This window comes from Terrabacter sp. AAH1 (genome assembly GCF_054456855.1).
Genome location: NZ_JBTJJV010000004.1, coordinates 235,612 through 259,324, shown reverse-complemented (window position 1 = coordinate 259,324; position 23,713 = coordinate 235,612). Strand labels below are relative to the sequence as shown.

The window sequence follows — 23,713 nt, the reverse complement described above, 5'->3', positions numbered from 1 at the left end:
GCTCCCTTCTGTCGTCAACCGGTCGGTTCGAGCGTGCTGTAGGCGTCGGTCTTCCGGGGCGCGACTGCTGGGCGTAGCGTCGGTTGTGCGGGTCCGGGAAGTGGCTGATCCGAAGTGTCGATGTGCGGGGTCAGGTCGACCGCGCTGGATTCTTGAGACGCCCCGCAGTGCCCTCCCGGGCCCGTGTCGATGCCCGCGGCGTCGGCGAGCAGCTGCCGATAAACGGCGTCGGAGATTCGTCGCTTCGAACACCGGATCGCCTCCAGCGGCCGCTTTCCCTCGGCTCGTTTGCGCCGATAGTAGGCGCGCCCGGCCGTGTCGAGGCGCAGCTGGCTGATCGCGGCGATGTGGATCCTGTGGTTAACCCGCCGGTCCCCGGCCCGCGACAGCCGGTGCCGGCTCTGCTCCCCGGAGGAGGCGTCCAGTGGCGCGGTGCCGGTCCAGGACGCGAACCGGTTCCGGTCGGCGAAGCGCGCCACGTCACCGACATCGGCCAGAACCCTCGCAGCGACGACGGGCCCGACACCGGGCAGGTCCATCAGGTGCGAGCCCCGCGCCAGAACGAGCGCCTTCAGTTCGGCGGTGGCTTTCGTGATCTTGGCCTCGACCGGGACCAGCTCGGCCAGCTCTTCAGCGGCGATCCGGCGGCGGGTCTTCCCGGCGACGTCGCGTGGACGGACGGATGCCAGGAGCGACTTCGCCTGGCAGGTGGTGATGTCCTTCTTCGCCTGTCCCGGAAGCAGTTCCGCCAGCAACGCCTGCAGTCGGTTGACCGTCTGGACACGGCGACGGGTCAGTGCCTCGCGGCGGTCGGTGAGCATCCGCAGCGCCTCGAGCGCGCCGTCCCGCTGCAGCACCCGCAAGGACGTGGTGCGGACGGCGACGATCGCGATCGAGGGGGCGTCCCGGGCATCGGTCTTGCGGTTGTGGCCGGTGTCGAAGAGCCGGACCCGGACCGCGAGCTTGGCGGGGACGTCGACGACCTGCTCGCCGTCCTCGAGGAGCCGCTGAGCCAGCGGCCGCCCGGCGCCGTTGCTGCCCTCGACCGCCCACACGCGCCGCGGCCAGGCCTGCACGTATGTGCGCAGCGCAGCGTAGCCGGCGCGGTCGGTGGTGAACCGCCCGAACCCAACAGTCGCTCGTGACCGTCGACGACCTCGATCGTCGCCGACAGCTTGTGCGGGTCGACGCCGATGATGACCTGCCCGTGCTGCTCCAGCTGATCCATGTCCTGCTCCCGCCTGTGCTCGACTCCATAAGGACGGCGAGGTGGGCATTGCTACTACGAGCAGGGCAGTCCCTTCTTGAGCCACGCCTCGTCACGGTGACCGCCGAGCCGCAGACCGAAAGTGAGCCACACCCGCACACCGGTGCGCAGCCGCTAGAAGAGCCGCCCGACGATCACCTAAACCGAGTCTGGCCAGGCACCGGTCCTAGGGAAATCGTCTAGTAGCCGCCAGTCGACCGGCCGGCTGATGAAGGCGACCACAACTCCTTCATCTCGGCGGCCGACCTAGCCGTGTTTGACTACTGGCGTGGCCGACACGAAGCAGACGAAGTCCATCGGCGAGCATCATGTGTGCGCCATGCTGGCCCGGCTGGACTGGGCACCTGCGCTCACGCGCGACGGGCTCGCGCGCACCGACATCCTGGCTGTTCACACCGATGGCGACCGCCCGATGATTGAGGTCCAGGTGAAGAGCATCCGGGGAGCGGGTGACAGCGTCAGTTGGCCGCTCGGCCTGAAGTCCCAGTGCCCGGCTGTGCATGATCGCGAGTGGTTCGTCCTTGTCGCGATACCGGCCGATCCATTACAGCGGATCCGCAATTTTGTGGTTCCTCGTGATCACGTTGCTGCCGCCGCGTGGGTCGAGCACATGCACTGGCTCACGGAGCCGGGAATCGCCCCGGGGAAGCGAAACGTAGGCGTCGACCGGGCTCGGTCGCAACTATCCACGTTCAAGGACTATGAGGACCGCTGGGACCTGCTGCTCTCGTCCACCAACGAAGCACCCGTGCTCCTCCCGTCTGCCTTCCGCGACTGGGCCGAGGAGGCCCATATCGGGCTTCCGCCTGACCATCCGTGGCTTGGAGGTCTTCCGGTGTGGTAGCGGCAGCTGATCCATCCCAGGGCATCGGGAGCGACGTATCCGCGGTGCCGCACTCCGCCGCCAGACGGGCACACCCTAGCCAGAGGCGGCAGTGGCGAATCAGTCAGGCATCGAGAAACATCGCTCACGGACCTCCCAATAGCCCTTGCCTCGGCCGAAGCAGCTGTCGAGCCGTGCCCCGCCCAACCGATGAGGAAGAACCGATGAGTGGTCTGGTGATCCGGGTCTCCGATCGTCAGGGCGTTTACGCGATGTACACGGCGCTGCTGGGCGGGCCGCATACCGGCGAGTCCTCCTACGTCGGGCACGACATCGATGGCTTCGAGGTCGCTCTCCACCCGGCCGGTCATCCTGGGGGGCCGGTGACATTTGCCGATGCCGAAGACCTGGACGCGCTCCACGACAGCTTGCTTGCGGCGAGCACCACCGAGCGTGATGCGCGCGTCAGGTCGCGACAGAGGCGCGGATCGGCGTGCTCGCCGGCGGGGACGGCACACCCATCGATGTGCGTGGAAGGCGGCTCACCTGTGACCCTGGCGCGCCGTCGGCTCGCACCGGATTGCGCTTGGGAGAGGACCGCGCTCAATGTCGAGTAGTCACCGAGAACCGTCTGGCGCCTTGTCCAGCGACCGTCTGGCCCTGGCGGACTGGCTGGGCCAGCTGCAGGATGCGTCTTTCCACCAGGCCGGGCCGGCGGTGCGCAAGGCCTACCCGCCGCAGCGGCGGATGACCGGCGATCAGCTTGCCTCGTACTTGGAGCGCCGGACCTACGCGCTGGCGTCCTCAACTCGGCCCGACGGCCGGGCCCACGCAGCCCCGACTCTGTTCTCTCCGTACGCGGAGGCGTTCTGGCTCCCCACGGTCGAGAACGCCGCGCGGATCGCGAACGTCCGGGCCCACCCCTGGTTGGCGCTGTCCATCCTCGAGGGTGAACACGACATGCACGCCGCCGTGCTCATCGAAGGCCCTGCCGAAGTGCTGACAACCGTGCCGGAGGACCTCCGGCACATCACCGAGCTACGCAACCGCGGCGGCACCATTGCCTGGGCGGCCTACTGGCTGCGGATCACCCCGCAGCGGCTGTTCAGCTTCGCCGAACAGGCGTGGCAGGACGAGGGGTTTCGCTCGTGAGCGGCTCCGGCGCGACGCATAGAGCGGGCCGTCGCCTCCAAACGGTGGACCTGCGTCAAGCCGCCCCGCCCGAGCCATCGGCCAGCGAGCGGTCGCGCGTCCTGGCTCGCGACGAGCGGGTTGATCGTCGGTGAGCAGTCGCTTGGCTCGGAGCGGGCGCCTGGTCAGCGCGCGAGGATGGTCTCGCGGATGGTCCGCGCCACGAACTCCTCGTAGCGCGCCGGTGGTATGTCGTCGTGATCCACGAACCGCACGTAGGTCTCCAGGGACGTGATGATGCAGAACGCCTCGACGAGATCGTCCAGGGGCACGTCGCGCCGGAGCCAGCCGCGGGACTCGATGTGGCGCAGGACGTGTTCGACCTGAGCGCGGATCAGCGACAGCATGCGCGCGTGGTAGCGACTCAGCTCGTGGTCGGCATGCGCCGCGCTCACGAACGTGGTCCAGAGGCCCGCGGAGGGAGCGTTGATCGCGAGCATCGCTCTGCCGATCATGCTCGCGAGCTCCTCCGCGCTCTCGACCTGCAGCATCGGCCGACCGAGATCAGTGGCGAAGAAGTCGCTCTCCCCCTCGACCCCGAAGGAGGCCAGCTCGACCGCGGCTTGCAGCAGAGCGGACTTGGGCCCGTGCTCCTGCACGGTCTTAACCGACACGCCCGCCTCGGCCGCCAGCTGCGCGAACGTCGTGGCTCGGTAACCCTGTCTCTCGAAGAGGGTCAGACTCGCCTGGACCACCCGGAGCCGCGTGTCGGCCGCTTGGCGCCGGCGCAGGTCGGACCTGTACGGGCGGGCAGCCTTGTCGTGCTTTGGCATATTGACCACTATCTCATGGAGGTGAACACTATGAGATGGCGCTGAATCGTGGCGTCGCCGAATCGGCGAGGTGAGTCATGGCATCCATCATCATCGCGACCGTCCCGGTCCACGGGCACGTCACTCCCCTGCTGAGCGTCGCTCGCCGGCTCCGAGAGCGCGGCGACCGGGTCCGATTCCTGACCGGCACGCGTTTCGTGCAGCCCGTGAGCGACACCGGCGCCGAGCACGTGCCCCTGCCGGGCGAGGCAGACTTCGACGATCGGCAGGACCTGGCACAGACCTTCCCCGAGCGCGTCGCCCTCAAGGGGGCCAAGGCCCTCGCCTTCGACATCGAGAACGTCTTCGTGCGACCCGCCAGAGCGCAGCACGAGGCGGTCATGGCCCTGCACGCGAAGGAGCGCGCCGACGTCCTGCTGGCCGACCCCGCTTTCGTCGGCGCGGCGTTCGTCGGCGGCCACGCGCTCGGAGACCGGCCTCCGGTCCTCGTCTGCGGCGTCGTGCCGTTGACGATCACAAGCCGCGACACTGCTCCCTACGGGATGGGGCTGACCCCGCTCCGCGGTCCGGTCGGTCGGTTGCGCAACGCGCTGCTGGCCCAGCTCGCTGCCCGTACCGTCTTCGCGCCGGCGGAGCGTGCAGCCGACGGGATCCACCGCGCGCTGTTCGGGCGGCCCCTGCCCTTTCCGGTACTCGACTGGCCCAGGCACGCCGAGGCGATCGCCCAGTTCACCGTCCCCGACTTCGAGTACCCGAGGTCGGACGCTCCCTCGACCCTGCACTTCGTCGGCCCGATCTCCGCCAGCGGATCGCAGGCGCCGCTTCCGCCGTGGTGGCACGACCTCGACGGAACTCGCCCGGTGGTCCACGTCACCCAGGGCACCATCGCGAACCGCGACTACCGCCAGATCATCGCCCCCACTCTCGAGGCGCTCGCCGACGACGATGTGCTCGTCGTCGTGTCCACTGGCGGACGCCCCCTCGAAACGCTGCCGGCCCTGCCCGAGAACGCTCGAGCCGCGCCCTACCTGCCGTACGACTCACTGCTGCCCAAGTCCGACGTCTTCGTCACGAACGGCGGCTACGGCGGCGTTCAGTACGCCCTTCGCCACGGGGTCCCGGTCGTCACCAGCGGCGGCAAGGAGGACAAGCCGGAGGTAGCCGCTCGGGTCGCGTGGTCTGGCGCCGGACGCCGGCTCAACACCGAGACCCCAAAGCCCGCCGCGGTCCGGGACGCCGTACGCTCCGTGCTCGACCAACCGGTCTACCGGGCGAGGGCACAGGCCATCGCCACGAGCATGGAACGGGCCGGTGGCCTCGAACGCCTCGTCGAGATCGTCGACGAGGTCCGCCAGCGGGCACCACGGACCTCTGAGCCCGCATCGTAGGCCGGGACCAGCAGCGTATGCCGTCGGTCAGCGGTTCACGTGATCGCGACGGCAGTGCCGGTCACCTGGATCTCGGGTCGGTCGGCGCGGATGTCGACGAGGAGGCGTCCGGGTCGCCCGAGATCCTCCCCCTGGTGAATGGTGACCGTGGCGGGCAAGGGCACGAGGTGCAGGTCGCGTAGATAGGCGCCTAGCGCGGCCGCAGCGGCGCCGGTCGCGGGATCCTCTACGACACCCCCCGGCGGGAAGGGGTTGCGCGAGTGGAAGATCGTCTCGGCACCGCGCCAGATGAGCTGGATCGTCGTCCACTCGCGTTCGGCCATGAGGGTCGCCAGCCGGTCGAAGTCGTAGTCGAGCGCGGACAGTCGCTCGCGCGTGGCGGCGGCGATCACGGGATGCCAGGCGCCGGCGTACCCGACTCGCGGCGGCAGCGCCGGGTCGAGCTCGGCGAGGTCCCAACCAAGTGACGCGAGCAGCTCCCGCAGATTCGTCGGTGCGATGTCGGAGATGCGCGCCGGCACACTGGTGAGCGTGGCAAGGATGCGGCCGTCGCGATCGCGCCGGGTCGTGACCGGCACCGGGCCGTTCATTGTCGTGAGGACGACGTCGCCCGGGCCGTCGCGCTCCGCGAGGGCCACGGCCGTTGCGATGGTGGCGTGCCCGCAGAACGGGACCTCGGCCAGCGGTGAGAAGTAGCGGATCTTCGTGCCGAAAAGGAAGGCGGTCTCGCTGTAGCCCAGCTCGGCAGCGATCGCGAGCATCCGGTCGTCACTCAACGCGTCTGCTTCGAGCACGACACCTGCGGGGTTGCCGCCCTCGGGATCGTCCGAGAACGCCACGTACCGCTGCACGGCCTCGCTCATGTCGGCATCATCGCAGCCTCGACGCGCGATCTCCTGTCGGCAGGCGCTGGCAGACTCCGAGGCATGCCCAGGCCGCCTCGCATCGAGCCCTCCGTCGACGTCGTCGCGCGGATCGGTGCCACGGCGCTGGCACTGCCCGACGCGTACGAGGAGGACGCCTGGACCGGCGTACGGTGGCGGGTCCGAAACAAGACCTTCGCCCACGTGCTGGTCGCCCAGGAGGGCTACGCCTCGGCCTACCGTGACCTGACCGGGGTGACCGAGCCAACCACGGTGCTGACCTTCCGGTCATCCGGCGACGAGCTCTTTGCCCTGGGCAACGCCGGGCCGCCCTTCTTCAAGCCACCCTGGTCGCCCACCGTGATCGGCATGGTGCTCGACGACGACACCGTGTGGGACGAGGTCGCCGAGCTCGTGACCGAGAGCTACCGGTTCTGCGCACCCCAGAAGCTGAGGCACCGCCTTGGTCAATGACCGTGAAGTCGCCGCGGTGCCGCTACCGGCCGTGCTCTGGAAGCCGCGGCCAAGCCGCGCTGCCGGTCGCGCCGTCAAGGGCACAGGGCGTCGTCGGCGATGTTGTCGGCGAAGGAGTGAGCCTGGCCGTCGTCGACGAGGACGACTGCGCGCCGGTCGCTGTCCCTGAGGGTCCAGACCTTGCTGGCGTAGCCCGTGAACGCGCCGCTGTGGCCCAGGCCCTCGCCGCACGACAAGGACCAGATCCACAGCCCGAGCCCGTACTCGCCCTGACCGAAGGGCACGGTCCCGGTCGGACTCCCCATGGTGGCCACGAGGCCCGACGGCAGGAACCCGCCGGAGGAGAGGCGCTCGTAGAAGCGGTCCACGTCGCCCGCTGTCGACACGACGCTGCCGGCCGCCATCCCGACGCCGTCCAGACCCTCGTCCTGGATGAACACCCCTCCCGGGCGAGGAACCACCGTGGGAGTGCCACCGAGCGTGGTGGACCGCGTCCCGGCTGGCTCGAAGACGGCCTGCTAAACCGGACATAAGTGATTTATCGGGCATCAATGAGGGTATGAGAGCGCCGACGGCGTCGCCTCCTAGTCCCAACCCCAATCCCGGGGAAACCGAGGAGGTGACGCCGCCCCTGTATCCGGTGCAACCAGAACCGAGTGACATCCGCTCGTGATCGCCGTCAGCCCATCTGCGTCGTCTGGCCGGACCGCGACGACCTCGGCATGGGCAAGCAGCTCGGCTGGATCCCACCGACGCACGCCTACTTGGTGCGGATGGGTCTCGCCAAGCGTCGAGCACGCCCCCACGGCTGACAGCTCCCGTCGCTCAGAGGCCCTCGAACACGTCGGTCAGCGGCTGCTCGGTCAGCGGCTGCTCGCCCCACGGCGTCATCGGCCAGACCACAGTGGCCCACTCGCGACTGACGATGCGCGCGAGGCGGTGCTCGTCGACCGGCTGGTCTGCCATGACGTGCAGCTGGCTCCGGTGCTCGAGGATGCCGGCGACGACCCGGGGCGCCACCTCCCGACACTCGACGACGAGATGGATCTGGTCGTCCGGCACGCCGCGACCGTGGAAGACCCGGGACGGGTCGAAGACCGGCAGGCCGAGGTCGCGCCGCTGCTCTTGCCAGCGATTGAAGACGGACTGCGGCAGCACGTGGTGCAGCAGCCGCCGGAACCCCGGGCCGCCCGTCCGGGCCAGCCTCGCGAAGGCGGCGTCGGTGCAGGCGCCGACGGCGACGTGGTCTCCGGGTGCCCCGTGATCCCGTCCGGCCCGAAGCCGGCGACCACGTCCGGCCTCTCCTCGGCGAGGATCCCGCCGATCCGCTCGGTCAGCTCTTCGGCGGGCACGTCGGCGAGGCCGCCGTCCGGAAGGCCGAGCCACTCGTGCCGGTCGGGGACACGTCCCACCGCCCGCCACGCCGCCTCGCTCTCTGCCTGCCGAATGCTGCCCAGCGTGTCGCGGGTCGCGGGGAACCCCGGCCGGATGTCCCCCGCCTCCCCTCGCGTGGCATGGATGAGGACGAACCTGAAGTCGGGATCGGCCGCGTGCAGCGCGACGGTCCCCGCCCAGCTGAAGGCTTCGTCGTCCGGGTGGGCGACGACGACAGCGAACACGCGTCCCATGCATGCTCCCGGGTAGCGACCGCAAGAGGTGACGTCGCGATGGTGCCCGCAACCAGGGCGCTCTGTCGATGGCCAGGCAGCCAGCAACAGCGGCGACCGTCGGCGCTCACGACAGGACGACGCCCGACGCGGCCACCAGCCGGCCCGACGGCATACAGCGAGGCCCCAGCCGCACCCGCTGCTTGGGTGCGGCTGGGGCCACGTGCGGCAACGGTCCCCCAACCGGCCGTGGAGGGCACCGATCCCCCGGTCGATGCCCCTGCAGTCAGGACGCCCGCGCCGCCATGAAGATCCCGACGATGGCGTCCCCGTAGGCGACGAAGAAGTGGTCGACGCCCTTGCCGTCGGCCGACTTCGAGGTGACCTGCTCGAGGTCGCCGATCGACCGCGGGATCGTGAAGCGCTCGAAGACCGTGAAGCTGAGGGGAACCCCCTGCTCCCGCGTCATGGCGAGCGCGGTCTGCACCTGTGCCTCGGTGAGCGGGTCGCCGGCCAGGAACAGGTGGCCCGTGCGGTAGAGCTCCTCGATCTGCAACGTGTACCAGTTGCTCGAGTGGCTGGCCCCGGCGTTGCCCTGGGCCGAACGGTTGGCGATGAAGCACTCGTGGGCCGACGCGGCGCCGGCACCGGCGGCCACGAGGGCCGTGGACAGAGCGAGCGTTGCAGCAGTCCTGCGCAGCATGATGGTTCCCTCCCCATGGACGGCGCCGACGGATGACGGTGCCGACTTCGAGAGTGACGACTCGCGACGAAGGGGGCCACGCACGCAGTTCGGACAGTTCCGACTGTACGGGCAGTGTGCGGGACCTAGACTCCCGGCGTGGCGGCCCTCGACGACTCTCAGCGCAGCGCACCCTCGCGCGCGCAGTCCTTCGCCGCCGTGCTGCGACGGTTCCGCGAGGCGGCCGGCTGGACCCAGGAGGAGCTGGCCGATCGCGCGGGTCTCACCTCGCACGCGATCAGCGCCTTGGAGCGCGGGCTGCGGTCGCGTCCCTACCCGCACACCGTCAGGTCGCTGGCGTCCGCCCTGGGGCTGGACGAGGAGGATCGTCGAACCCTCCTGGCCGCCGTGCCGCGACGAGGCTCGACCCACACAGCCGTGGCCTCCGCCGAGCCAGCCGCGGCGGGGCGCTCAGGCCCTTCGAGCCCCCTCGCGGCCCGGGCCGCCCCTACCGCCGACCTCACTCCCCTCATCGGCAGGAGCGGCGACATCGAGGCCGTCCTGAACCTGCTGCGCTCCCCCGGTACGCGGCTGGTGACGCTCACCGGGCCGGGCGGGGTCGGCAAGACGCGCCTCTCGACAGCGGTCGCGCGAGCTGCGAGCGGCGACCACCGCGACGGGGTGGCCGTCGTGCACCTGGCGTCCGTCGACCACGAGGTACTCGTCCTGCCGGCCATCGGTCGCGCGCTCGGGCTGCACGGGGTCGAGGGCTCGGACGAGACGGTTCTGGTGGGGCTGCGGGACCGAGACCTGTTGCTCGTGCTGGACAACCTCGAGCAGCTGCGCGGCGCAGGGGCCGTCGTGGCTCGCCTTCTCGAGGAGTGCGCCCAGCTGCGCGTGCTCGCCACGAGCCGCGCCCCGCTGCGCTGTCGCGGGGAGACGGAGTATGCCGTCCAGCCCCTCGCGCTGCCCGCCGCGGACAGCTCCCTGGCGGACGTCGAGGCGGCCGCCGCGAGCCGGCTCCTGCTCGACCGCGCCCGGGCCGTCGCCCCGCGGTTCGCGTGCCGGAGCGAGGACGGCCCCGTCGTCGCCGCCCTGTCACGGCGCCTCTCCGGCCTTCCCCTCGCCATCGAGCTGGCGGCGGCCCGCGCCCGGCTGCTGACGCCGCGGCTCCTGCTCGAGCGCCTGGACGAGGCCTTGGACCTCGAGGGTCCCACCGACCTGCCCGAGCGGCAGCGCACGATGCAGGCGACCCTCGACTGGAGCTACCGCCTCCTCGAGCCGCCCGAGCAGCTGCTCTACCGCAGGCTGTCCGTCTTCACCGGCGGGGCCGCCCTCGACGACGTGCGGCAGGTGGCCGTCGACCAGCCGGACGTGCTGGACCTGCTCGAGCGCCTCGTGGAGCACTCGCTGGTACGCGTGCACACCCTTCCCGACGGATCCGTCCGACACACGCTGCTCGAGCCCGTGCACCAGCACGCTGCCTCCCTGCTCGGCCCCGAGGAGGAGCGGGAGGCCCGACAGCGTCACGCCCACGTCTACCGTCGGCGGGCGCACGAGGCGGCCCCCGCGTACGAGGGCGTGGACCAGGTCGAGTGGCTGGACCGCTCCGAGACCGACGCCGGCAACCTCGCCGCCGCCGTCGACCACCTCATCGCCTCCAGCAACGGTGAGCTCGCCGGGCAGATGTGCTGGGACCTGTGGCTCTTCTGGTGGCTGCGCGGCCACCTGCGCCAGGGCCGGCGTCTCGCGGAGTCGGCCCTGGCCCTCGAGATGACCGCCCCCACACGCATCCGGACGACGCTGACGGCCGCCTCCATGGCGTTCGCCCAGGGCGACGTCGCGACGAGCGCGCATCGTTGGGCCGAGGCACACCGGCAGGCCGTCGCGGCCGAGGACCGCCTCGGGACGGCCTACGGCGAGGCGGGCCAGGGACTCGCGGCGCTCGCGTCCGGTCAGCTCGCCGCTGCAGAGGGGCACTTCCGCCGCGTCGTCGCCGGCGTCGACCACGACGACCCTTCCGCAGACTGGATCCTCGGCCTCACGGAGGTCTGGCTCGGGACCGTGCACCTGCTCTGCGGGCGCCCCCGCGCGGCGGTCGACCGGTGCGAGCAGGGACTGGCTCGGGCACGCCGACGCGGCGACCGGCTGACCACGTACGTCGCCCTATACGGCCTCGTGCAGGCGGCCCTCGCTCGCGGACGGCACGGTGAGGCGCGCGAGCTGCTCGTGGAGGGCATCGAGCTCTCCGACGAGACCGGCGACCTCGCCAACCTCTCCTTCTTCCTCGAGAGCCTCGCCGTGGTGGAGAGCGCCGAGGGACAGCCCTCCCGCGCCGCGATGCTGCTGGGCGCCTCGACCGCGCTGCGCGAGCTGGTGGGATCGGCCGTCTACGGCTACTACCTGCCCGACCCCGCCCTGCGGGGCACCGCGGAGGCAGCGTCCCGCGAGTCGCTGGGGGCGCGCGCCTACGAGTCGCACGTCGAGCGCGGGCGCCGGCTGACGCCGCTGGAAGCAGTCATGGAAGCCATCGGCGGCGACTCGGAGGGCAGCGACGAGACGGGCAGCGACCACCGGGGCACCGCCTGAGGCCGACGGCCTCACAGACCCACAGCTCAGTCACTTCGGGCCAGCGCCTGCATCACGGCAAGCGTCGGCTCCGACTCCAACCGTCGAAACAGCGCGGGAGCCGCGGGCTCGCTGGACGTCCTCATCGCCTCCAGCGCCGCACGGTCTCGCCACAGCGAATGGATCGCCCAGTGGCCTCGCCCGTCTCCGAGCAGTCGGGTCTCGAGCAGTCCCTCGGGAAGCCCTGCGCCCAGCGCCACCGACTCAGGCGAGAGGCACCTCGACCCGCGTGCCCCCGCCCAGCAGGTACGCCGACTCGGGCCGAGCGATGTAGAGCCGCGGCAGTGCTGGCGCCTCCACCTGGGCGCGCCTCCAGGCACCACCCCCTGCTGCGAGCGAGGCCTCCGAGAACGCCTCGACCGCGTCGTCGAGCAGGGCTGGCGGGACCGGCTCGGCGCGGGCAGCGAACTGGAGCCCGTCACCGGTGCCGGCGCGTTGGGCGCTGTCGAAGATGCTGATGCCCACCTCCGGTCGCTGCAGGAGGTTCCGCGAGTGCTGCGCCTCGGGGCGCGACAGCCAGATGAAGTCCACCGAGAGGCGGTCGTCCGACCGGGACGGCCGCCACGCGGCGTACCAGACCGTCGACGACCACGGCCGTCCGCTCGTGTCGGCGGTCGCGAGCGTGAGGTACTGGTTCTCGTGCAGCAGCTGCAGCGCGCGTGCGGCGTTCTCGGTCACCTGAGCATCGTCACACGGGACTACCGGCCACGGGTGCGGCGAGCACCGCGGCCGTGAGCTCGTCGGGGTGGCTCAACGCCACCAGGTGGCCGCCGGGAACGACCACTGGCTCGACCCCCAGCCGCTGCCGGGCGAGTTGCTGCTGGAACTCGAGTGGGAAGAAGCGGTCATCCCGCGCAGACACCACCGTGAGGTGGGCCGGCAGGGAGGAGAACGTGCACGGGTCGCGGAACGGCCGCTGCGACTGCTCCCCCTTCGGGCTGGCGGTCGCGAGCACCTGTGGTGGCACGTCGTGGAACAGGTAGGTGCGAGGGTCGAGCTCGAGGGGGTGTCCCAGCCGGGACGCGCGCTGCTCGCGCGCCTCGACGGCGCCGGTGTTGCCCCACCAATCACCCGGTGTCTCCCCTGGCAGCGGGATCATGGGGTTGACCAGCACGAGCGCGCTCGCCTCGAGCCGACCTGCGACCAAGGGCGCGGTGAAGGCCCCGAGTGAGGCCGCCACGACGACGACGCCACGCGCCGTGCCCGCCGCATCGAGAACGGAATCCGCGTAGTCCGACAGGCCTTTCGTGTCGTCGTCGGCGGGCAGCTCGACGGCGATCACTCGATGTCCGGCCGCGGTCAGACGCTCGGCGACGAGGTGCCAGTACCACGCGCGGCCGCCGGCGCCCGGGATCAGGACATGGTCCATGTTGGCTCGACGGCCCTCCCGCGGACGAGCACCTCGACAGGTCGGCTCAGCGCCGTCACGTCCTCGGACAGGTCACCGTCGACGACGAGCACGTCGGCGGCGTGGCCCGGGGCGAGACGGCCGGTGCGGCGGCCCAGCCCACAGGCTTCGGCGGCGAGAGACGTCCCGGCGGCGAGGGCCTCGGCCGGGGAGTACCCGGCCTCGGCCATCTCGCCGACGACGCGCCACACGTTGCCGTGCTGCTTGGCGGGGGCCATCCCGGAGTCGACTCCCGTGACCACGCGTATACCGTGTGCCCTCAGCCGGCTCAGGGTGCCGATCCGCGAGGCGTAGAACTCGTCGAAGTCCTTGACGCCGAACCGTTTCATGAGCTCGGCCAGCGGTGGCGGCGGTGCGGGCATCAGCGCGTGGAAGCTGCGGTCGTTGCCCATCGTCAGGTCCACGTAGATGCCCAGACGCGCCACCTCGTCGAGGAAGTCGTCACCGATGTGCGACCCGGACGCCACGGACAGCCCGCTGAAGTGCTCGATCCCGTCCACCCCGGCCGCCGCCGCGCTCTCCATCGCCTCGAGGGAGTGGGCGTGCGCCAGGAGCGAGAGGCCGTTGCGGTGTGCTTCGTCGACGAGCACCGCGAGCTGGGCAGCGGTGAACTGCGCGCCGAGCTGGTCGGTGCCGGGTACGCCACGTCACCCAGGTCACGAACGGTCGTCACGCCGTGGGCGGCGTGGAAACGCAGCGAGGAGAGGATGACCTCGTCCAGCGCGTCGTCGCTCATCGAACCGGCCCGTTCCAGCCCTCCGATCGTCGCGTCAGCGACGAGGTGGGTATGGGCGTCGACGAGGCCGGGCAGGACGGTGCCCGAATACTCGGTGACCTCCACCTCGGCGGGCCGCTCCGCCGCGTACGCCTCGACCCCCACGATCTGGTCGCCGTCGACGACCACCGTGGCGCCCGGCAGGAACTGCTCACCGTCGAAGGCGCTCACCGCGCGGATCGCACGCATGCAGTCATGATCCCTGCCGCACGAGGGGCAGCTCAACCCTTGGCGAGATCCAGTCCGAATGCCGCGGCCATCGAGGGTGCGGCAGCTGCCTCACCGAGCGGCTGGGCACCAAGCACCTCGCTGTAGAGACGTGCGAGCGAGTAGTGCGTCAGCGGCGTCGTGACGACGGCAGCACGCAGGGACGGGTGCGCGACCGCAGTCAGGACGAGGTTGTCCTGACTACGGTCGTCCTCGTCGGCTGTCACCACGAGCGCGAGATGCCCTGCGCGCCAGTCCGGCCCGGACATCACTGCCTCGATCTCGGTCCGGAGCCACTCGTCCGCCACCGACAGGTCGCAGTCGTGGGCATCGTTGCAGAGGTCGGGGACGACCATGCCGGCGTTGGGCAGCTCGCCGGCGGCGGCGTCCTTGCCCAGCGCGCCGGCCGGCACGTCGTAGTGGGCGCAGGCCGACCGCTCGCTGAGGTAGTAGGCCCACGGGTTGTGCTTGACGGCATACCTCCCCGAGTTGTCCGTGGCGCAGGTGCCGGGCATCCCCTCGGCGTACAGCCTGGCCGTCTTGCCCAGCGCCAGCGCCTGGCCGAACACCGACGGCTGGTCGGTCGAGTGGCGCGAGGGCGGCCCGTCGTCGGCGACGCCGAACGTGCTGCCGCCCGTCATCGCCAGGTAGTTCGGCAGCGAGGGGTGCGTCACCGCGCGGAAGCTCGTCGCGACGGCGAACTGCTTCCCCAGCGCCGTCGTGAAAGGCATCGCCGCGCGCATCTGGTCCAGCGAGTGGTTCTCGACGACGAACACCAGCAGCTTCGTCACCGTCGCCGGCTGCACCGTCGCGAAGGTGACGGGCGCGGACGGCTCCCCCGCCGTGCAGGCGCTCAGCACCGTCATCGCGGTGACTACCAGCAGCCCGAGCACCTTGTTCGACACGCGTCCCTCCACGGTCCGAAGCGGCTTGCCGGGCAGCGTACCTCCGGGAGGTCGCGACCAGCTTCGAGGCTGACGAACCTGCCCGCGTCGATTGCGCGTCGTGCCGGCGGCGGAGTTCGATATTAGGTATGCGCGTTCGGCTCGTCCGCGGCCCTTGGTGGGCAGCTGCTGCGGCGTGCTTCACGGCCTTCGCCGTCGGCAGTGCCGCGGGATGCGAGGCCGGACGCGCGGCGAGCGACCCGGCCGCGGTGAGCGCGCCCGCGAGCGCCCGGGCCGACGGCACGGTGCGCGTGCTCCAGATGAACCTCTGCAACAGCGGGCGCGCCGACTGCTACTCCGGCGGACGCGCCATCAGCCGGGCCGCCGCGCTGATCCACGAGCACCGGCCGGACCTGGTCAGCCTCAACGAGATCTGCCACGACGACCTCGCCGTCCTCGAGAGGGCGATGTCGACCACCCTCGCAACGGGATCGGTCGCGTCGGCCTTCGGGCACGTGAACGACCGCGACACCGGGGCGCCGGTCCGTTGCCGCAACGGTGAGGACTTCGGCGACGGAGTCCTCGTCGTCGTTCCCCCGACGGTCGGCTCCCGCACCTACGGCGGGGCCAACCCGGTCCAGAGCCCTCGAGACCCGGAGGAGCGCATCTGGGCCTGCATCGACGTCCCCGCGCGGCGATTCGCTGCCTGCACGACGCACTCCACGAGCGCCGACGCGACGACCGCCTTGGCGCAGTGCGGCCGGCTGCTGAAGACCGTCTTCCCAGGACTGGGTCGTCCGGACGGTCTCGCGCCCCTCGTCCTCGGCGCAGACCTCAACCTGCCGGCTCGCGGCCCGGACAGCCCGGACGCCTGCCTGCCCGACGGCTACCAGCGCGCCGACGACGGGGGCCTCCAGCACGTGGTGGTCGGTCCCGGCCTCGAGGTGCGATCTCGCTCGGTCATCGACATGCAGGGCACCACCGACCACCCGGGCCTGCTGGTCGACGTCGCGCTCCCCCGCGGCTGAGCACCCGCCGAGTCAGCAGACTCCGTAACAAAGTGCGCCCAACCGCCAGCCGCCACAATGGCTCCATGGGGCACTCCAGGTATCGCGTGACCGCTCGGCCCGTGTGGTCGGTCACGGCTGCGGCGGCCGCCGCGGCGCTCGCGCTGGCAGCATGCGGCACGCCCCCCGCCGCCACCCCTTCAGCAGGCGGGACGGCCCCTTCCACGAGCGACTCGTACGGCTGGTTCGCGTATGCCGGCACCCGCACGGGCGACACGGTCGGCGTCGCCGGGGAGCACGGGATCCCGGGGCCGGTCGACGCGCTCGAGCGAGCAGACCTGCGTCTGCCCGACCACGCCGGCGTTCGGCGGGTCGCGACGCAGACGTTCACCGGCTCCGCCGAGAGCTATCTCTTCGTCTTCCGGGTTTCGGCTGCTGACGCGGTCGACTTCTGCGGTCAGGGCGGTCTCGGTGGCGCTGGTCCTGTGCCGGCCATCCCGCAAGCGGTCGCCGAGGCACTGGATCATCCAGCCGTGACCGCCGGCTCACGCTGGTGCGCCGGGCCCGCCCCGACCGACCCACGCTGGTCCCGGTATGCCGTCATCGTCCCGGGCGCGCAGGACGGCCCCACGACCGTGCACCTTCTGCTGCAGCGGGCTCCCTGAGCTCTGGTGGGCTCGCCGCGGCGGGGCGCGCCTCCACCTGCCAGGCCGCAGCCATGCGGTCAGCGAGCAGGAGCGCCACCCGCAGCTGCTCCGCCGTCGGGCGCACGACGTGCGTGGACGACACGACCCGGAAGTGGCCCACCAGCCGTCCGTGGGCGCTCACCGGCAGCGCGGTGAACGCGTCGGTGGGCAGCGAGGTGCTCCCGGCCGGCAGCATGCGCCCGCCGAGCCGGATCCGCCCGTCGAGGGTGACGACCGCGTCGTTCCACGCCGGGTGGCCGGCGACCCACGCGGCGCGGTCGGCTCCGAGGGCCTGCGTGATGGCCGCCCCGATGGTCCGCGCCGTCTGGTCGGCGGTCGACGAATCAGGCAGGTCGAGAAGCGCGGCCAACCCGCGGAGGTACCCCTCGCGTACCTGCGCAGTGGCCTTCTGCCGCCGAGCCCACGACGCGATCTCGGTCACGGCCACCCCGACCGTCAGGAGTGCGAGCGCGAGCTCGACGTCGTCGCTGCTGCTGATCGACAGCGAGTGGTAGGGCTCGACGAGGAAGAAGTCGAAGCCCAGTGCTGCGGACGCGGCCGAGACGATGCCGGCCAGCCGGTCGCCGAAGGCAGAGGCGGCCACGACCACCACGACGAGCACCAACGCGGCAGTGCTGCCCCGGACGGCGTCGCGCACGGTCGAGAGCAGCGCCGCGACCCCGAAGGGCAGCAGCAGCGCCCCCCATCTGACCAGGGCTCCCCGCGGGGCGATGACCTTGCTGTTCATGCTCCCAGCGCACACCCGAACTGCCGCGTCGCGGCACCCGACGTCGCCATCCTGACGCGATCTTGACGGCATCCTGACGGCTCGCCCCGGACGGCTCCCGGCACGGCGGATCTTGACGCGATCTTGACGCCTGACCTCACCTCTCGAGCCGGTGCCAACCGGCAACCGCTGGGAGGATGTCGGTTCGTGGCACACGAATCGGACCGCTCACGCAACGGCGTCGTCGGGCTCGCGCTCGGGGCTCTGGGCGTCGTCTTCGGCGACATCGGCACCTCACCGCTCTACGCCCTGCAGACCGTCTTCTCCATCGACCACAACACCGTCGCCGCCACCCCCGGCGACGTCTACGGCGTGATCTCGCTCGTGTTCTGGTCGATCACCGTGGTCGTCTCGGTCAAGTACGTCGCCTTCATCCTCCGTGCGGACAACGACGGCGAGGGCGGCGTCATGGCGCTCGCCGCGCTCGCACGAACCGCAGTGCGCCCCGGCGGCAAGCGCTTCGGACTGGTGATGCTGCTCGGTGTGCTGGGCGCGTCCCTCTTCTACGGGGACAGCGTCATCACGCCGGCCATCTCCGTCATGTCTGCGATCGAGGGCCTGTCGGTCTCGACGCCCTCGCTCGCCCACCTCGTCGTCCCGATCGGCGCGGTCATCATCACCGCCCTCTTCGCGGGACAGCGCCTCGGCACCCAGCTCGTCGGCCGGTTCTTCGGCCCCGTCATGGCCCTCTGGTTCCTCGTGCTGGCGGTCCTGGGTCTCGGCCAGGTCGTCCGCGACCCCGCGATCATCACCGGGCTCTCGCCCCACTACGGGCTGCTCTTCGTCGTCGACCGCCCGGTCATCGCCTTCGTCGCCATGGGTGCGGTCGTGCTGTCCATCACCGGGGCCGAGGCGCTCTACGCCGACATGGGCCACTTCGGCCGCCAGCCGATCCGCCGCGCGTGGTTCGTCGTCGTCTTCCCCGCCCTGACGCTGAACTACCTCGGGCAGGGCGCCCTCATCCTGCGGGACCCGGCCGCCGCCGCCAACCCCTTCTTCCGCCTCGCGCCCGACGCCCTCAGGCTCCCGCTCGTCGTGCTCGCGACCCTCGCCACCGTCATCGCGTCGCAGGCCGTCATCTCCGGCGCCTACTCGGTGTCACGCCAGGCCGAGCGGCTCGGCTACCTCCCGCGCCTCACCGTGCGCCACACCTCCAGCCACGAGCGCGGGCAGATCTACGTGCCCGCCATCAACTGGACCCTCTTCGTCGGCGTCATCCTGCTGCTCGTCACGTTCCAGTCCTCGGAGCGGCTCGCGACGGCATACGGCCTCGCGGTGACGGGGACGTTCCTCATCACGACGACGCTCTTCCTCATGTACGCCGAAGCCCACTGGCGCTGGAACCGCTGGCAGCTGCTCCTGCTGGGCATCCCCCTCGTGGGGCTCGAGCTGACCTACTTCGGCGCCAACGTCACCAAGCTCTTCCACGGCGGCTGGCTGCCCGTCCTCATCGCGACGATCGTCGCCACCGTCATGCTCACGTGGCAGCGCGGACGGACCCTCGTCACCGAGCGCCGCACCTCGATGGAAGGCCCCCTCGAGCCGTTCATCGACTGGCTCCACCACGACCCGGTGGCGAAGGTCCCGGGCACCGCCGTCTTCCTCCACCCCGGCAAGGACTCGACCCCGCTCGCGCTGCGCGAGAACGCGACGTTCAACCACGTCATCCACGAGAACGTCCTCATCGTCAGCACCGCCTCCCTCAACGTCCCCTTCGTCGACGACGAGGACCGGGTCGTCCTCGACCACCTCGGCGACCCCTACGACGCCATCACCCACCTGACGCTGAACTTCGGCTTCCAGGAGGACCAGGACGTGCCACGCGCCCTCGCCCTCGCTCGCGACCTCGAGATCATCGACGTCGACCCCGACAGCGCCTACTACTTCCTGTCCCGCATCACCGTGCAGCGCGGACCCGGCGAGGAGATGGGCACGTGGCGCAAGCGGCTCTTCGTCGGCCTCGCGCACAACGCCGCCTCCCCCACCGAGTACTTCCGGCTCCCCGAGGACCGCACCGTCGCCATGGGCGCCGCCGTCGTCCTGTAGCCGGCGTCCGACACAGGAGGTCAGCGCCTGGTCGCGTACCTCGTGAGGAGCACGCCGTCGGGGAACGACCTGGTCTCGACGAGGTCGAGGTTCACCCAGCTCTCCAGAGTCGTGAAGAACGGTGTGCCGCCGCCGACCAGCACGGGGTGGGTGACGAGCACGTACTCGTCGACCAGCCCGGCCCTGATGGCGGCTGCGGCGAGGGTGGCGCCGGTCACGTCCATGCGACCGCCGTCCTCGCCCTTCAGCCGGGCGATCTCGGTGACGGCGTCACCGGTGACGAGGCGCGCGTTCCACGCGACAGCCGGGTTGCCCGAGGAGAAGACGACCTTCGGCATGTCACGCCAGCGACGCGCGTACTCGACGTGCGCCGGCGGGGCGCCGGGCTGCTCGCCCGCCATCGGCCAGTGCGCGCTCATCGTCTCCCACAGCCTGCGCCCGTAGAGCGCGAGTCCGGTGGAGCCCACCCGGTCCGACCACCACTGGAACAGCTCGTCGCTCGGCACGCTCCAGCCGAGGTCGTCGCCCGGGGCGGCGACGTAGCCGTCCAGGCTCACGTTCATGGCGAAGGCCAGCTTCCGCATGCTGTCAGCCACCCGCCGGAGAGGGCTCGTCGCTGCCCGCGGGGCGCCACGGCTCGTGCTCGTGCGAGAGCCAGACCTCGTCGGGTGCGAGGGCGCGGACGAGTCGCTGGCCCTCGGTGCGGGGGTTGTCGAGCTCGTCGTGGAAGACGGCGGTGTCGCCCGCGATGACGACCGTGCGCGCGCCGGTCTCGACGACGACCACCTGCGAGCCCCGCGTGTGGCCGGGCGTGGGCACGAGCCTGACGCCCGGCATCAGCTCGTGCGTTCCGTCGACGGGCACGTAGTCGACGCCGGGCGCCTCGACCCACTCGCGGATCGTGTAGTCGTCGAGCGTTCGGGCGTCGTCCAGCTCGGCCCGTTGGACGTAGACGGGCTTGCCTGCGAACAGGTGGTTGCCGCCGCAGTGGTCGAAGTGCAGGTGGGTGTTGACGACGACGTCGACCTCGTCCGGGTCGAGGCCGTCCTGCTCGCTCCGGGGGATCAGGCGGGGGTCCATGTCGTCCACCGCGGGATGCAGCTGCGTCATGCCGGTGTCGACGAGCACGCGCCCGTCGGGATGGTCGACGACGTGCACGTAGACCGGCATGCGTTCGCCGTCAGCGAGCAGCTCCGCGACGAGCACGGGGGTCACCGTCGCCGACGGGCGCCCGCCTCGGGGCGCGTCGTCCTTCTCGATCCGTGGTTCGGCCATGTGGAGAGTCTGGGCCAGTCCGCGCGCCGGCGGCGGCTTTGGGCGTGAAGTCGCTCGGTCGGGTCGAACGACAGGGGAACGCTCAGGTGGTGGACTGCCAGGTGGGCGCGACGTCGCGGTGGTACGACCTGCCGGCCAGCCTGCTGAGCAGGAAGGTCACCGGGACCGGGATGGTCGACCGGAGGTAGGTGCGCTCTCGCTCACCCATGCCGTCCTGGACCCAGGCCATGAACCGCCCCGACTCCGTGATCGACGTCGGGCGGAGCTTCTTCTCCACGACCTTCCACTCGGGAGTCTCCATGTGCGGCAGCATGAGCGGCTCGAGCTCGTCCTCCTCGTGGTGCAGGTGCCGCTCCACGACGTCGTGTGCCGCGACGATGGCGTCCTTGGCCGCGTGGGCGTCACCGCTCGTCGCGGTCGCGGCATACGTGTCGATCGCGGTGCGGGCTCCGGCCAGCGCGTCGGCCATCGCGTGGTGCTCGGCCTCCATCACCTCCACCAGCTCCGTGGCGCCCTCCACCTTGGCGAGGAACGGGAAGACGTGCGTGTCCTCCCCCTCGTGGTGGTGCTTGAGCTGGTCGTGGAGGTTGGCGTATGCCGCCCGCAGCTGCCGGGCCCGCGCCCGGTCGCCGTCGCGCACGGAGGCGAGAGCGGACGCGAGACGGTCGAGGTCGCGCCGGACGGCGGCGTGGATGACACGGTTCATCGTCATGGGGCCTGTCATGGCCGAGACGATAGCCACGCGCACGCGCGGCGCGGGCCGGAATCGGCGTACTCCCCAACGCCTTGCGCGCGGCCCTGCGCGCGGGACCCCCGAGGCCGACCCGTGGGGGCCGCCTCCGTCAGCGGATCGGATCGGGGTCGGGCACCGGTGTGTCGGTCGGCAGGAGTGAGGGGGCCGGGACCGCCTCGTCGGGTTCGGGCGCCGAGGCCCTCGCCTCGTCGAGCACGTCCGCCGGCACGTGGCGCTCGAGGAAGCGCTTGGCCAGCCGTGTCGACGGGTGGATGCCGATGGTGGCGACCACGATGATGCCGGCGATGAGGAGCCAGCCGCCGGCGCCCCAGTTCATCGCGAGGAACGTGTAGAGCGCCGGAGCCCAGACCCGGCCCAGCGTGCCGCTCAGCTCGGCGGCGCCCTGGTACGCACCCCGCTGGCGGGGGTCCATGAGCTCGGCCTCGAACGACCAGCTCGCTGCCGACAGGTACAGCTCGGCCCCGGTGACCGTCACGTGTCCGAGCCACACCAGGGCGATGGTCACCCAGCCGACGGTGTCGTGCGTGGCCAGCGTGATGATGCACGACACGACGAAGAACACGGAGGACAGCCGGACCGCCCTGAGCGCCGTCGGCACGTCCTTGACGCCGCGCGAGGTGACCATCGGCAGGAAGATGCACATGACGGTGTTCGTGCCGAAGAGGAACGCCAGCAGCACCCGCGGCGCGTCGGTCTTCTCGACGAGCCACAGCGGGATGACGACGTTGAGCAGCACCTGGTTGGTCCAGAACACGCCGCCGAAGAAGGTCGTGAGCAGCCAGCCCGGGTTGCGCAGCGGGCCGGGCCCCGGGATCTTCGTCCTCCGGTCCTCGGGAGTGCGCTCGTCGTGAGCGGCCTTGGGCAGGCGGGTGATCGCGGCGGCGTTGACGAGGAACGCGATCGAGGTGAACCACGGGAGCGCGTGCAGCACGTCGTTCGAGTGGAACGCGAGGGCGATGCCGCCGAGCATCGAGCCGAGGGTGAAGCCGACGTTGAGCGCGGAGTACATGTACGCGCGTGACTTGACGCGCTCGTCCGCCGGCAGCACGTCGATCGTGTACGCGCCGTATGCCGCCCCGCCGAGAGCGCCGATGACCTCCATCCCGACGGCCATCGCCACGTAGCCCTGGAAGCCCTCGATGAGCGGCCACAGCGCGAACATCGCCGCCTGGCCGGCCGCGCTGACGGCCCACATCCGCTTCGGGCCGAAGCGGTCGACGAGCTTGCCCATCGGCAGTGCCGCGAGGAACGCGGCGATCCCCGCGAACGTGAGACCGAGGCCGACCTGGGCCGCGGACAGCCCGACGATCTGGGTGAAGAAGACGGCGGAGCCCGTCATGAAGGTGCCCTCACCGAGGGCGAAGAGCAGCGACTGCACCGACAGGCGCCCGGCGAGAGGCGACGGGGGGCGCGCGTGGCGGAGGACGGCGTCGAGAATCACCCGGAGATTCTCCACATCCTGACCGCCCTTGTCATGACAATTTCCCGTTTTGTCCCGGGGTCACGCGTGGTCGCTCCGGGCAGGCTAGGACCGTGTCCACGTGTAGAGGGCGTCCGCCAGCCGGTGCGCCAGGTCGGCAGTGACGATGAGCGCGGCAGTGATCAGAGCCAGCGCGATGATGAGAGGCACGTAGTAGGCGAACCGCCTCGACCGGTGACGGGCCACAACCCATTGAACCTCCCGTGGCCCGGACCTGTCCCGCTTCTGTGCGGGGACGTGCGACTCGCCTAGAGTTGCCGGGTCGGTTCCGTCGAGAGGATCAGGCCATGGACCCCGACAGCCCGCTGAGCGAGTCCACCCGAGCGGCGTTGCTCCACAGCCAGATCATCGACCTGACGACCACGGGTCGGCGCACCGGCCGGAAGCGTCGCATCGAGATCTTCCTGCACCACGACGACGGCCAGCTGTTCATCACCGGTATGCCGCGTGCCGACCGCACGCGGGACTGGATCCACAACATCGCGGCCGACCCGCACGTCGTGATCCACCTCAAGCAGACCGTTGCCGCCGACGTGCCCGCGGTCGCGCGGGTGCTCACCGACCCCGAGGAGCGACGCCCGTTCATCGAAGCGGCCGCCCGGCGCTGGCGTCGCACCGACGTGCCGGAGATGCTCCAGCACAGCCCGCTCATCGTCCTCACCGTCGACAGCGCCTCCGACGGCGACACCCTCGGCTGACGGTCGCCGC

At 71.0% G+C, this 23,713-nt stretch carries 22 protein-coding genes and 5 pseudogenes; 10 read left to right on the top strand and 17 right to left on the bottom strand.

Annotated elements, in window-relative coordinates:
• Positions 1–14: 14 nt before the first annotated feature.
• Positions 15–1,228: pseudogene (locus tag ACXR8F_RS09225) on the bottom strand (IS110 family RNA-guided transposase).
• 307 nt (positions 1,229–1,535) lie between these two features.
• Between ACXR8F_RS09225 and ACXR8F_RS09220 the strand changes: the two are divergent.
• The 3 genes from ACXR8F_RS09220 (at position 1,536) to ACXR8F_RS09210 (ending at position 3,242) form a co-directional block, all read left to right on the top strand.
• Positions 1,536–2,111 carry a hypothetical protein gene (locus tag ACXR8F_RS09220; RefSeq protein WP_458799889.1) on the top strand — a complete coding sequence of 192 codons (576 nt, stop codon included), beginning with the start codon at positions 1,536–1,538 and terminating at the stop codon, positions 2,109–2,111.
• 203 nt (positions 2,112–2,314) lie between these two features.
• Positions 2,315–2,707, top strand: coding sequence for a hypothetical protein (locus ACXR8F_RS09215; protein ID WP_458799887.1), 393 nt, complete (start codon positions 2,315–2,317; stop codon positions 2,705–2,707).
• Positions 2,708–2,729: 22 nt separating this feature from the next.
• Complete coding sequence (locus ACXR8F_RS09210) at positions 2,730–3,242, top strand: pyridoxamine 5'-phosphate oxidase family protein (protein WP_458799884.1); 513 nt, start codon at positions 2,730–2,732, stop codon at positions 3,240–3,242.
• Positions 3,243–3,406: 164 nt separating this feature from the next.
• Here the strand turns inward: ACXR8F_RS09210 and ACXR8F_RS09205 are convergent, their stop codons facing one another.
• Positions 3,407–4,054: a TetR/AcrR family transcriptional regulator gene (locus ACXR8F_RS09205; protein WP_458799882.1), complete on the bottom strand. Its 648-nt coding sequence runs from the start codon at positions 4,052–4,054 to the stop codon at positions 3,407–3,409.
• Between the two features lie 77 nt (positions 4,055–4,131).
• On the opposite strand from ACXR8F_RS09205, the gene ACXR8F_RS09200 reads away from it, so the two are divergent.
• Positions 4,132–5,442, top strand: coding sequence for a glycosyltransferase (locus ACXR8F_RS09200; RefSeq protein ID WP_458799880.1), 1,311 nt, complete (start codon positions 4,132–4,134; stop codon positions 5,440–5,442).
• 35 nt (positions 5,443–5,477) lie between these two features.
• On the opposite strand, the gene ACXR8F_RS09195 is transcribed toward ACXR8F_RS09200, so the two are convergent.
• A complete protein-coding gene (locus tag ACXR8F_RS09195) occupies positions 5,478–6,305 on the bottom strand; it encodes a PhzF family phenazine biosynthesis protein (protein WP_458799878.1) in 828 nt (275 codons plus the stop codon).
• A gap of 63 nt (positions 6,306–6,368) precedes the next feature.
• On the opposite strand from ACXR8F_RS09195, the gene ACXR8F_RS09190 reads away from it, so the two are divergent.
• Positions 6,369–6,779 carry an MmcQ/YjbR family DNA-binding protein gene (locus tag ACXR8F_RS09190; RefSeq protein ID WP_458799876.1) on the top strand — a complete coding sequence of 137 codons (411 nt, stop codon included), beginning with the start codon at positions 6,369–6,371 and terminating at the stop codon, positions 6,777–6,779.
• A 74-nt stretch (positions 6,780–6,853) separates the two neighbouring features.
• Here the strand turns inward: ACXR8F_RS09190 and ACXR8F_RS09185 are convergent.
• The 4 genes and pseudogenes from ACXR8F_RS09185 to ACXR8F_RS09170 form a co-directional block, all read right to left on the bottom strand.
• Positions 6,854–7,282, bottom strand: a pseudogene (locus ACXR8F_RS09185) (serine hydrolase); the annotation flags it as partial.
• A 322-nt stretch (positions 7,283–7,604) separates the two neighbouring features.
• Complete coding sequence (locus tag ACXR8F_RS09180) at positions 7,605–7,937, bottom strand: hypothetical protein (protein WP_458800042.1); 333 nt, start codon at positions 7,935–7,937, stop codon at positions 7,605–7,607.
• Between the two features lie 152 nt (positions 7,938–8,089).
• Positions 8,090–8,407: pseudogene (locus ACXR8F_RS09175) on the bottom strand (PIG-L deacetylase family protein); the annotation flags it as partial.
• Between the two features lie 265 nt (positions 8,408–8,672).
• Positions 8,673–9,089, bottom strand: a complete 417-nt coding sequence (locus ACXR8F_RS09170) for a hypothetical protein (RefSeq protein ID WP_458799874.1) — start codon at positions 9,087–9,089, stop codon at positions 8,673–8,675.
• A 138-nt stretch (positions 9,090–9,227) separates the two neighbouring features.
• On the opposite strand from ACXR8F_RS09170, the gene ACXR8F_RS09165 reads away from it, so the two are divergent.
• Positions 9,228–11,657 (top strand): ATP-binding protein, encoded by a 2,430-nt coding sequence (locus ACXR8F_RS09165; protein ID WP_458799872.1) that lies wholly within the window; start codon positions 9,228–9,230, stop codon positions 11,655–11,657.
• Between the two features lie 243 nt (positions 11,658–11,900).
• Here the strand turns inward: ACXR8F_RS09165 and ACXR8F_RS09160 are convergent, their stop codons facing one another.
• From ACXR8F_RS09160 to ACXR8F_RS09140, 5 genes and pseudogenes are all read right to left on the bottom strand, one after another.
• Positions 11,901–12,374 (bottom strand): pyridoxamine 5'-phosphate oxidase family protein, encoded by a 474-nt coding sequence (locus tag ACXR8F_RS09160; RefSeq protein WP_458799870.1) that lies wholly within the window; start codon positions 12,372–12,374, stop codon positions 11,901–11,903.
• Between the two features lie 10 nt (positions 12,375–12,384).
• Positions 12,385–13,065: an alpha/beta fold hydrolase gene (locus tag ACXR8F_RS09155; protein WP_458799869.1), complete on the bottom strand. Its 681-nt coding sequence runs from the start codon at positions 13,063–13,065 to the stop codon at positions 12,385–12,387.
• Positions 13,050–13,706, bottom strand: a pseudogene (locus tag ACXR8F_RS09150) (amidohydrolase family protein); the annotation flags it as partial. The gene ACXR8F_RS09155 and the pseudogene ACXR8F_RS09150, both read right to left, overlap by 16 nt.
• A gap of 53 nt (positions 13,707–13,759) precedes the next feature.
• Positions 13,760–14,068 (bottom strand): annotated as a pseudogene (locus tag ACXR8F_RS09145) (amidohydrolase family protein); the annotation flags it as partial.
• Between the two features lie 32 nt (positions 14,069–14,100).
• Positions 14,101–14,991, bottom strand: coding sequence for an alkaline phosphatase family protein (locus ACXR8F_RS09140; RefSeq protein ID WP_458799867.1), 891 nt, complete (start codon positions 14,989–14,991; stop codon positions 14,101–14,103).
• Between the two features lie 128 nt (positions 14,992–15,119).
• Here ACXR8F_RS09140 and ACXR8F_RS09135 point away from each other — a divergent pair, with 128 nt between their 5' ends.
• Entirely contained in the window at positions 15,120–15,998 is an 879-nt protein-coding gene (locus ACXR8F_RS09135; RefSeq protein ID WP_458799866.1) for an endonuclease/exonuclease/phosphatase family protein, read from the top strand.
• Positions 15,999–16,063: 65 nt separating this feature from the next.
• Positions 16,064–16,642: a hypothetical protein gene (locus ACXR8F_RS09130; protein ID WP_458799864.1), complete on the top strand. Its 579-nt coding sequence runs from the start codon at positions 16,064–16,066 to the stop codon at positions 16,640–16,642.
• Here the strand turns inward: ACXR8F_RS09130 and ACXR8F_RS09125 are convergent.
• A complete protein-coding gene (locus ACXR8F_RS09125) occupies positions 16,578–17,411 on the bottom strand; it encodes a DUF4118 domain-containing protein (RefSeq protein ID WP_458799862.1) in 834 nt (277 codons plus the stop codon). The two genes, ACXR8F_RS09130 and ACXR8F_RS09125, sit on opposite strands and share 65 nt — an antisense overlap.
• Positions 17,412–17,597: 186 nt before the next feature.
• Between ACXR8F_RS09125 and ACXR8F_RS09120 the strand changes: the two genes are divergently transcribed.
• The gene (locus ACXR8F_RS09120) at positions 17,598–19,496 is read left to right on the top strand and encodes a potassium transporter Kup (protein WP_045192402.1); all 1,899 of its coding nucleotides are present in this window, start codon (positions 17,598–17,600) and stop codon (positions 19,494–19,496) included.
• 20 nt (positions 19,497–19,516) lie between these two features.
• On the opposite strand, the gene ACXR8F_RS09115 is transcribed toward ACXR8F_RS09120, so the two are convergent.
• The 4 genes from ACXR8F_RS09115 to ACXR8F_RS09100 all read right to left on the bottom strand — a co-directional run bounded on the left by ACXR8F_RS09115 (position 19,517) and on the right by ACXR8F_RS09100 (position 22,966).
• Entirely contained in the window at positions 19,517–20,080 is a 564-nt protein-coding gene (locus ACXR8F_RS09115) for a dihydrofolate reductase family protein (RefSeq protein ID WP_458799860.1), read from the bottom strand.
• Between the two features lie 4 nt (positions 20,081–20,084).
• Positions 20,085–20,771, bottom strand: coding sequence for an N-acyl homoserine lactonase family protein (locus tag ACXR8F_RS09110; protein ID WP_045192401.1), 687 nt, complete (start codon positions 20,769–20,771; stop codon positions 20,085–20,087).
• Positions 20,772–20,853: 82 nt separating this feature from the next.
• A complete protein-coding gene (locus ACXR8F_RS09105) occupies positions 20,854–21,495 on the bottom strand; it encodes a hemerythrin domain-containing protein (protein WP_458799858.1) in 642 nt (213 codons plus the stop codon).
• Positions 21,496–21,613: 118 nt separating this feature from the next.
• Positions 21,614–22,966: an MFS transporter gene (locus ACXR8F_RS09100; RefSeq protein ID WP_458799856.1), complete on the bottom strand. Its 1,353-nt coding sequence runs from the start codon at positions 22,964–22,966 to the stop codon at positions 21,614–21,616.
• 326 nt (positions 22,967–23,292) lie between these two features.
• Here ACXR8F_RS09100 and ACXR8F_RS09095 point away from each other — a divergent pair, with 326 nt between their 5' ends.
• A complete protein-coding gene (locus ACXR8F_RS09095; RefSeq protein ID WP_052677432.1) occupies positions 23,293–23,703 on the top strand; it encodes a nitroreductase/quinone reductase family protein in 411 nt (136 codons plus the stop codon).
• The last annotated feature ends 10 nt before the right edge of the window (positions 23,704–23,713 follow it).

Bases quoted from the DNA above. Each gene is read 5' to 3' on its own strand.
- ACXR8F_RS09215 (WP_458799887.1), top strand. From the start codon at position 2,315: ATGAGTGGTCTGGTGATCCGGGTCTCCGATCGTCAGGGCGTTTACGCG.
- ACXR8F_RS09205 (WP_458799882.1), bottom strand. From the start codon at position 4,054: ATGCCAAAGCACGACAAGGCTGCCCGCCCGTACAGGTCCGACCTGCGC.
- ACXR8F_RS09200 (WP_458799880.1), top strand. From the start codon at position 4,132: ATGGCATCCATCATCATCGCGACCGTCCCGGTCCACGGGCACGTCACT.
- ACXR8F_RS09195 (WP_458799878.1), bottom strand. From the start codon at position 6,305: ATGAGCGAGGCCGTGCAGCGGTACGTGGCGTTCTCGGACGATCCCGAG.
- ACXR8F_RS09190 (WP_458799876.1), top strand. From the start codon at position 6,369: ATGCCCAGGCCGCCTCGCATCGAGCCCTCCGTCGACGTCGTCGCGCGG.
- ACXR8F_RS09170 (WP_458799874.1), bottom strand. From the start codon at position 9,089: ATGCTGCGCAGGACTGCTGCAACGCTCGCTCTGTCCACGGCCCTCGTG.
- ACXR8F_RS09155 (WP_458799869.1), bottom strand. From the start codon at position 13,065: ATGGACCATGTCCTGATCCCGGGCGCCGGCGGCCGCGCGTGGTACTGG.
- ACXR8F_RS09135 (WP_458799866.1), top strand. From the start codon at position 15,120: ATGCGCGTTCGGCTCGTCCGCGGCCCTTGGTGGGCAGCTGCTGCGGCG.
- ACXR8F_RS09130 (WP_458799864.1), top strand. From the start codon at position 16,064: ATGGGGCACTCCAGGTATCGCGTGACCGCTCGGCCCGTGTGGTCGGTC.
- ACXR8F_RS09125 (WP_458799862.1), bottom strand. From the start codon at position 17,411: ATGAACAGCAAGGTCATCGCCCCGCGGGGAGCCCTGGTCAGATGGGGG.
- ACXR8F_RS09115 (WP_458799860.1), bottom strand. From the start codon at position 20,080: ATGCGGAAGCTGGCCTTCGCCATGAACGTGAGCCTGGACGGCTACGTC.
- ACXR8F_RS09110 (WP_045192401.1), bottom strand. From the start codon at position 20,771: ATGGCCGAACCACGGATCGAGAAGGACGACGCGCCCCGAGGCGGGCGC.
- ACXR8F_RS09105 (WP_458799858.1), bottom strand. From the start codon at position 21,495: ATGACAGGCCCCATGACGATGAACCGTGTCATCCACGCCGCCGTCCGG.
- ACXR8F_RS09095 (WP_052677432.1), top strand. From the start codon at position 23,293: ATGGACCCCGACAGCCCGCTGAGCGAGTCCACCCGAGCGGCGTTGCTC.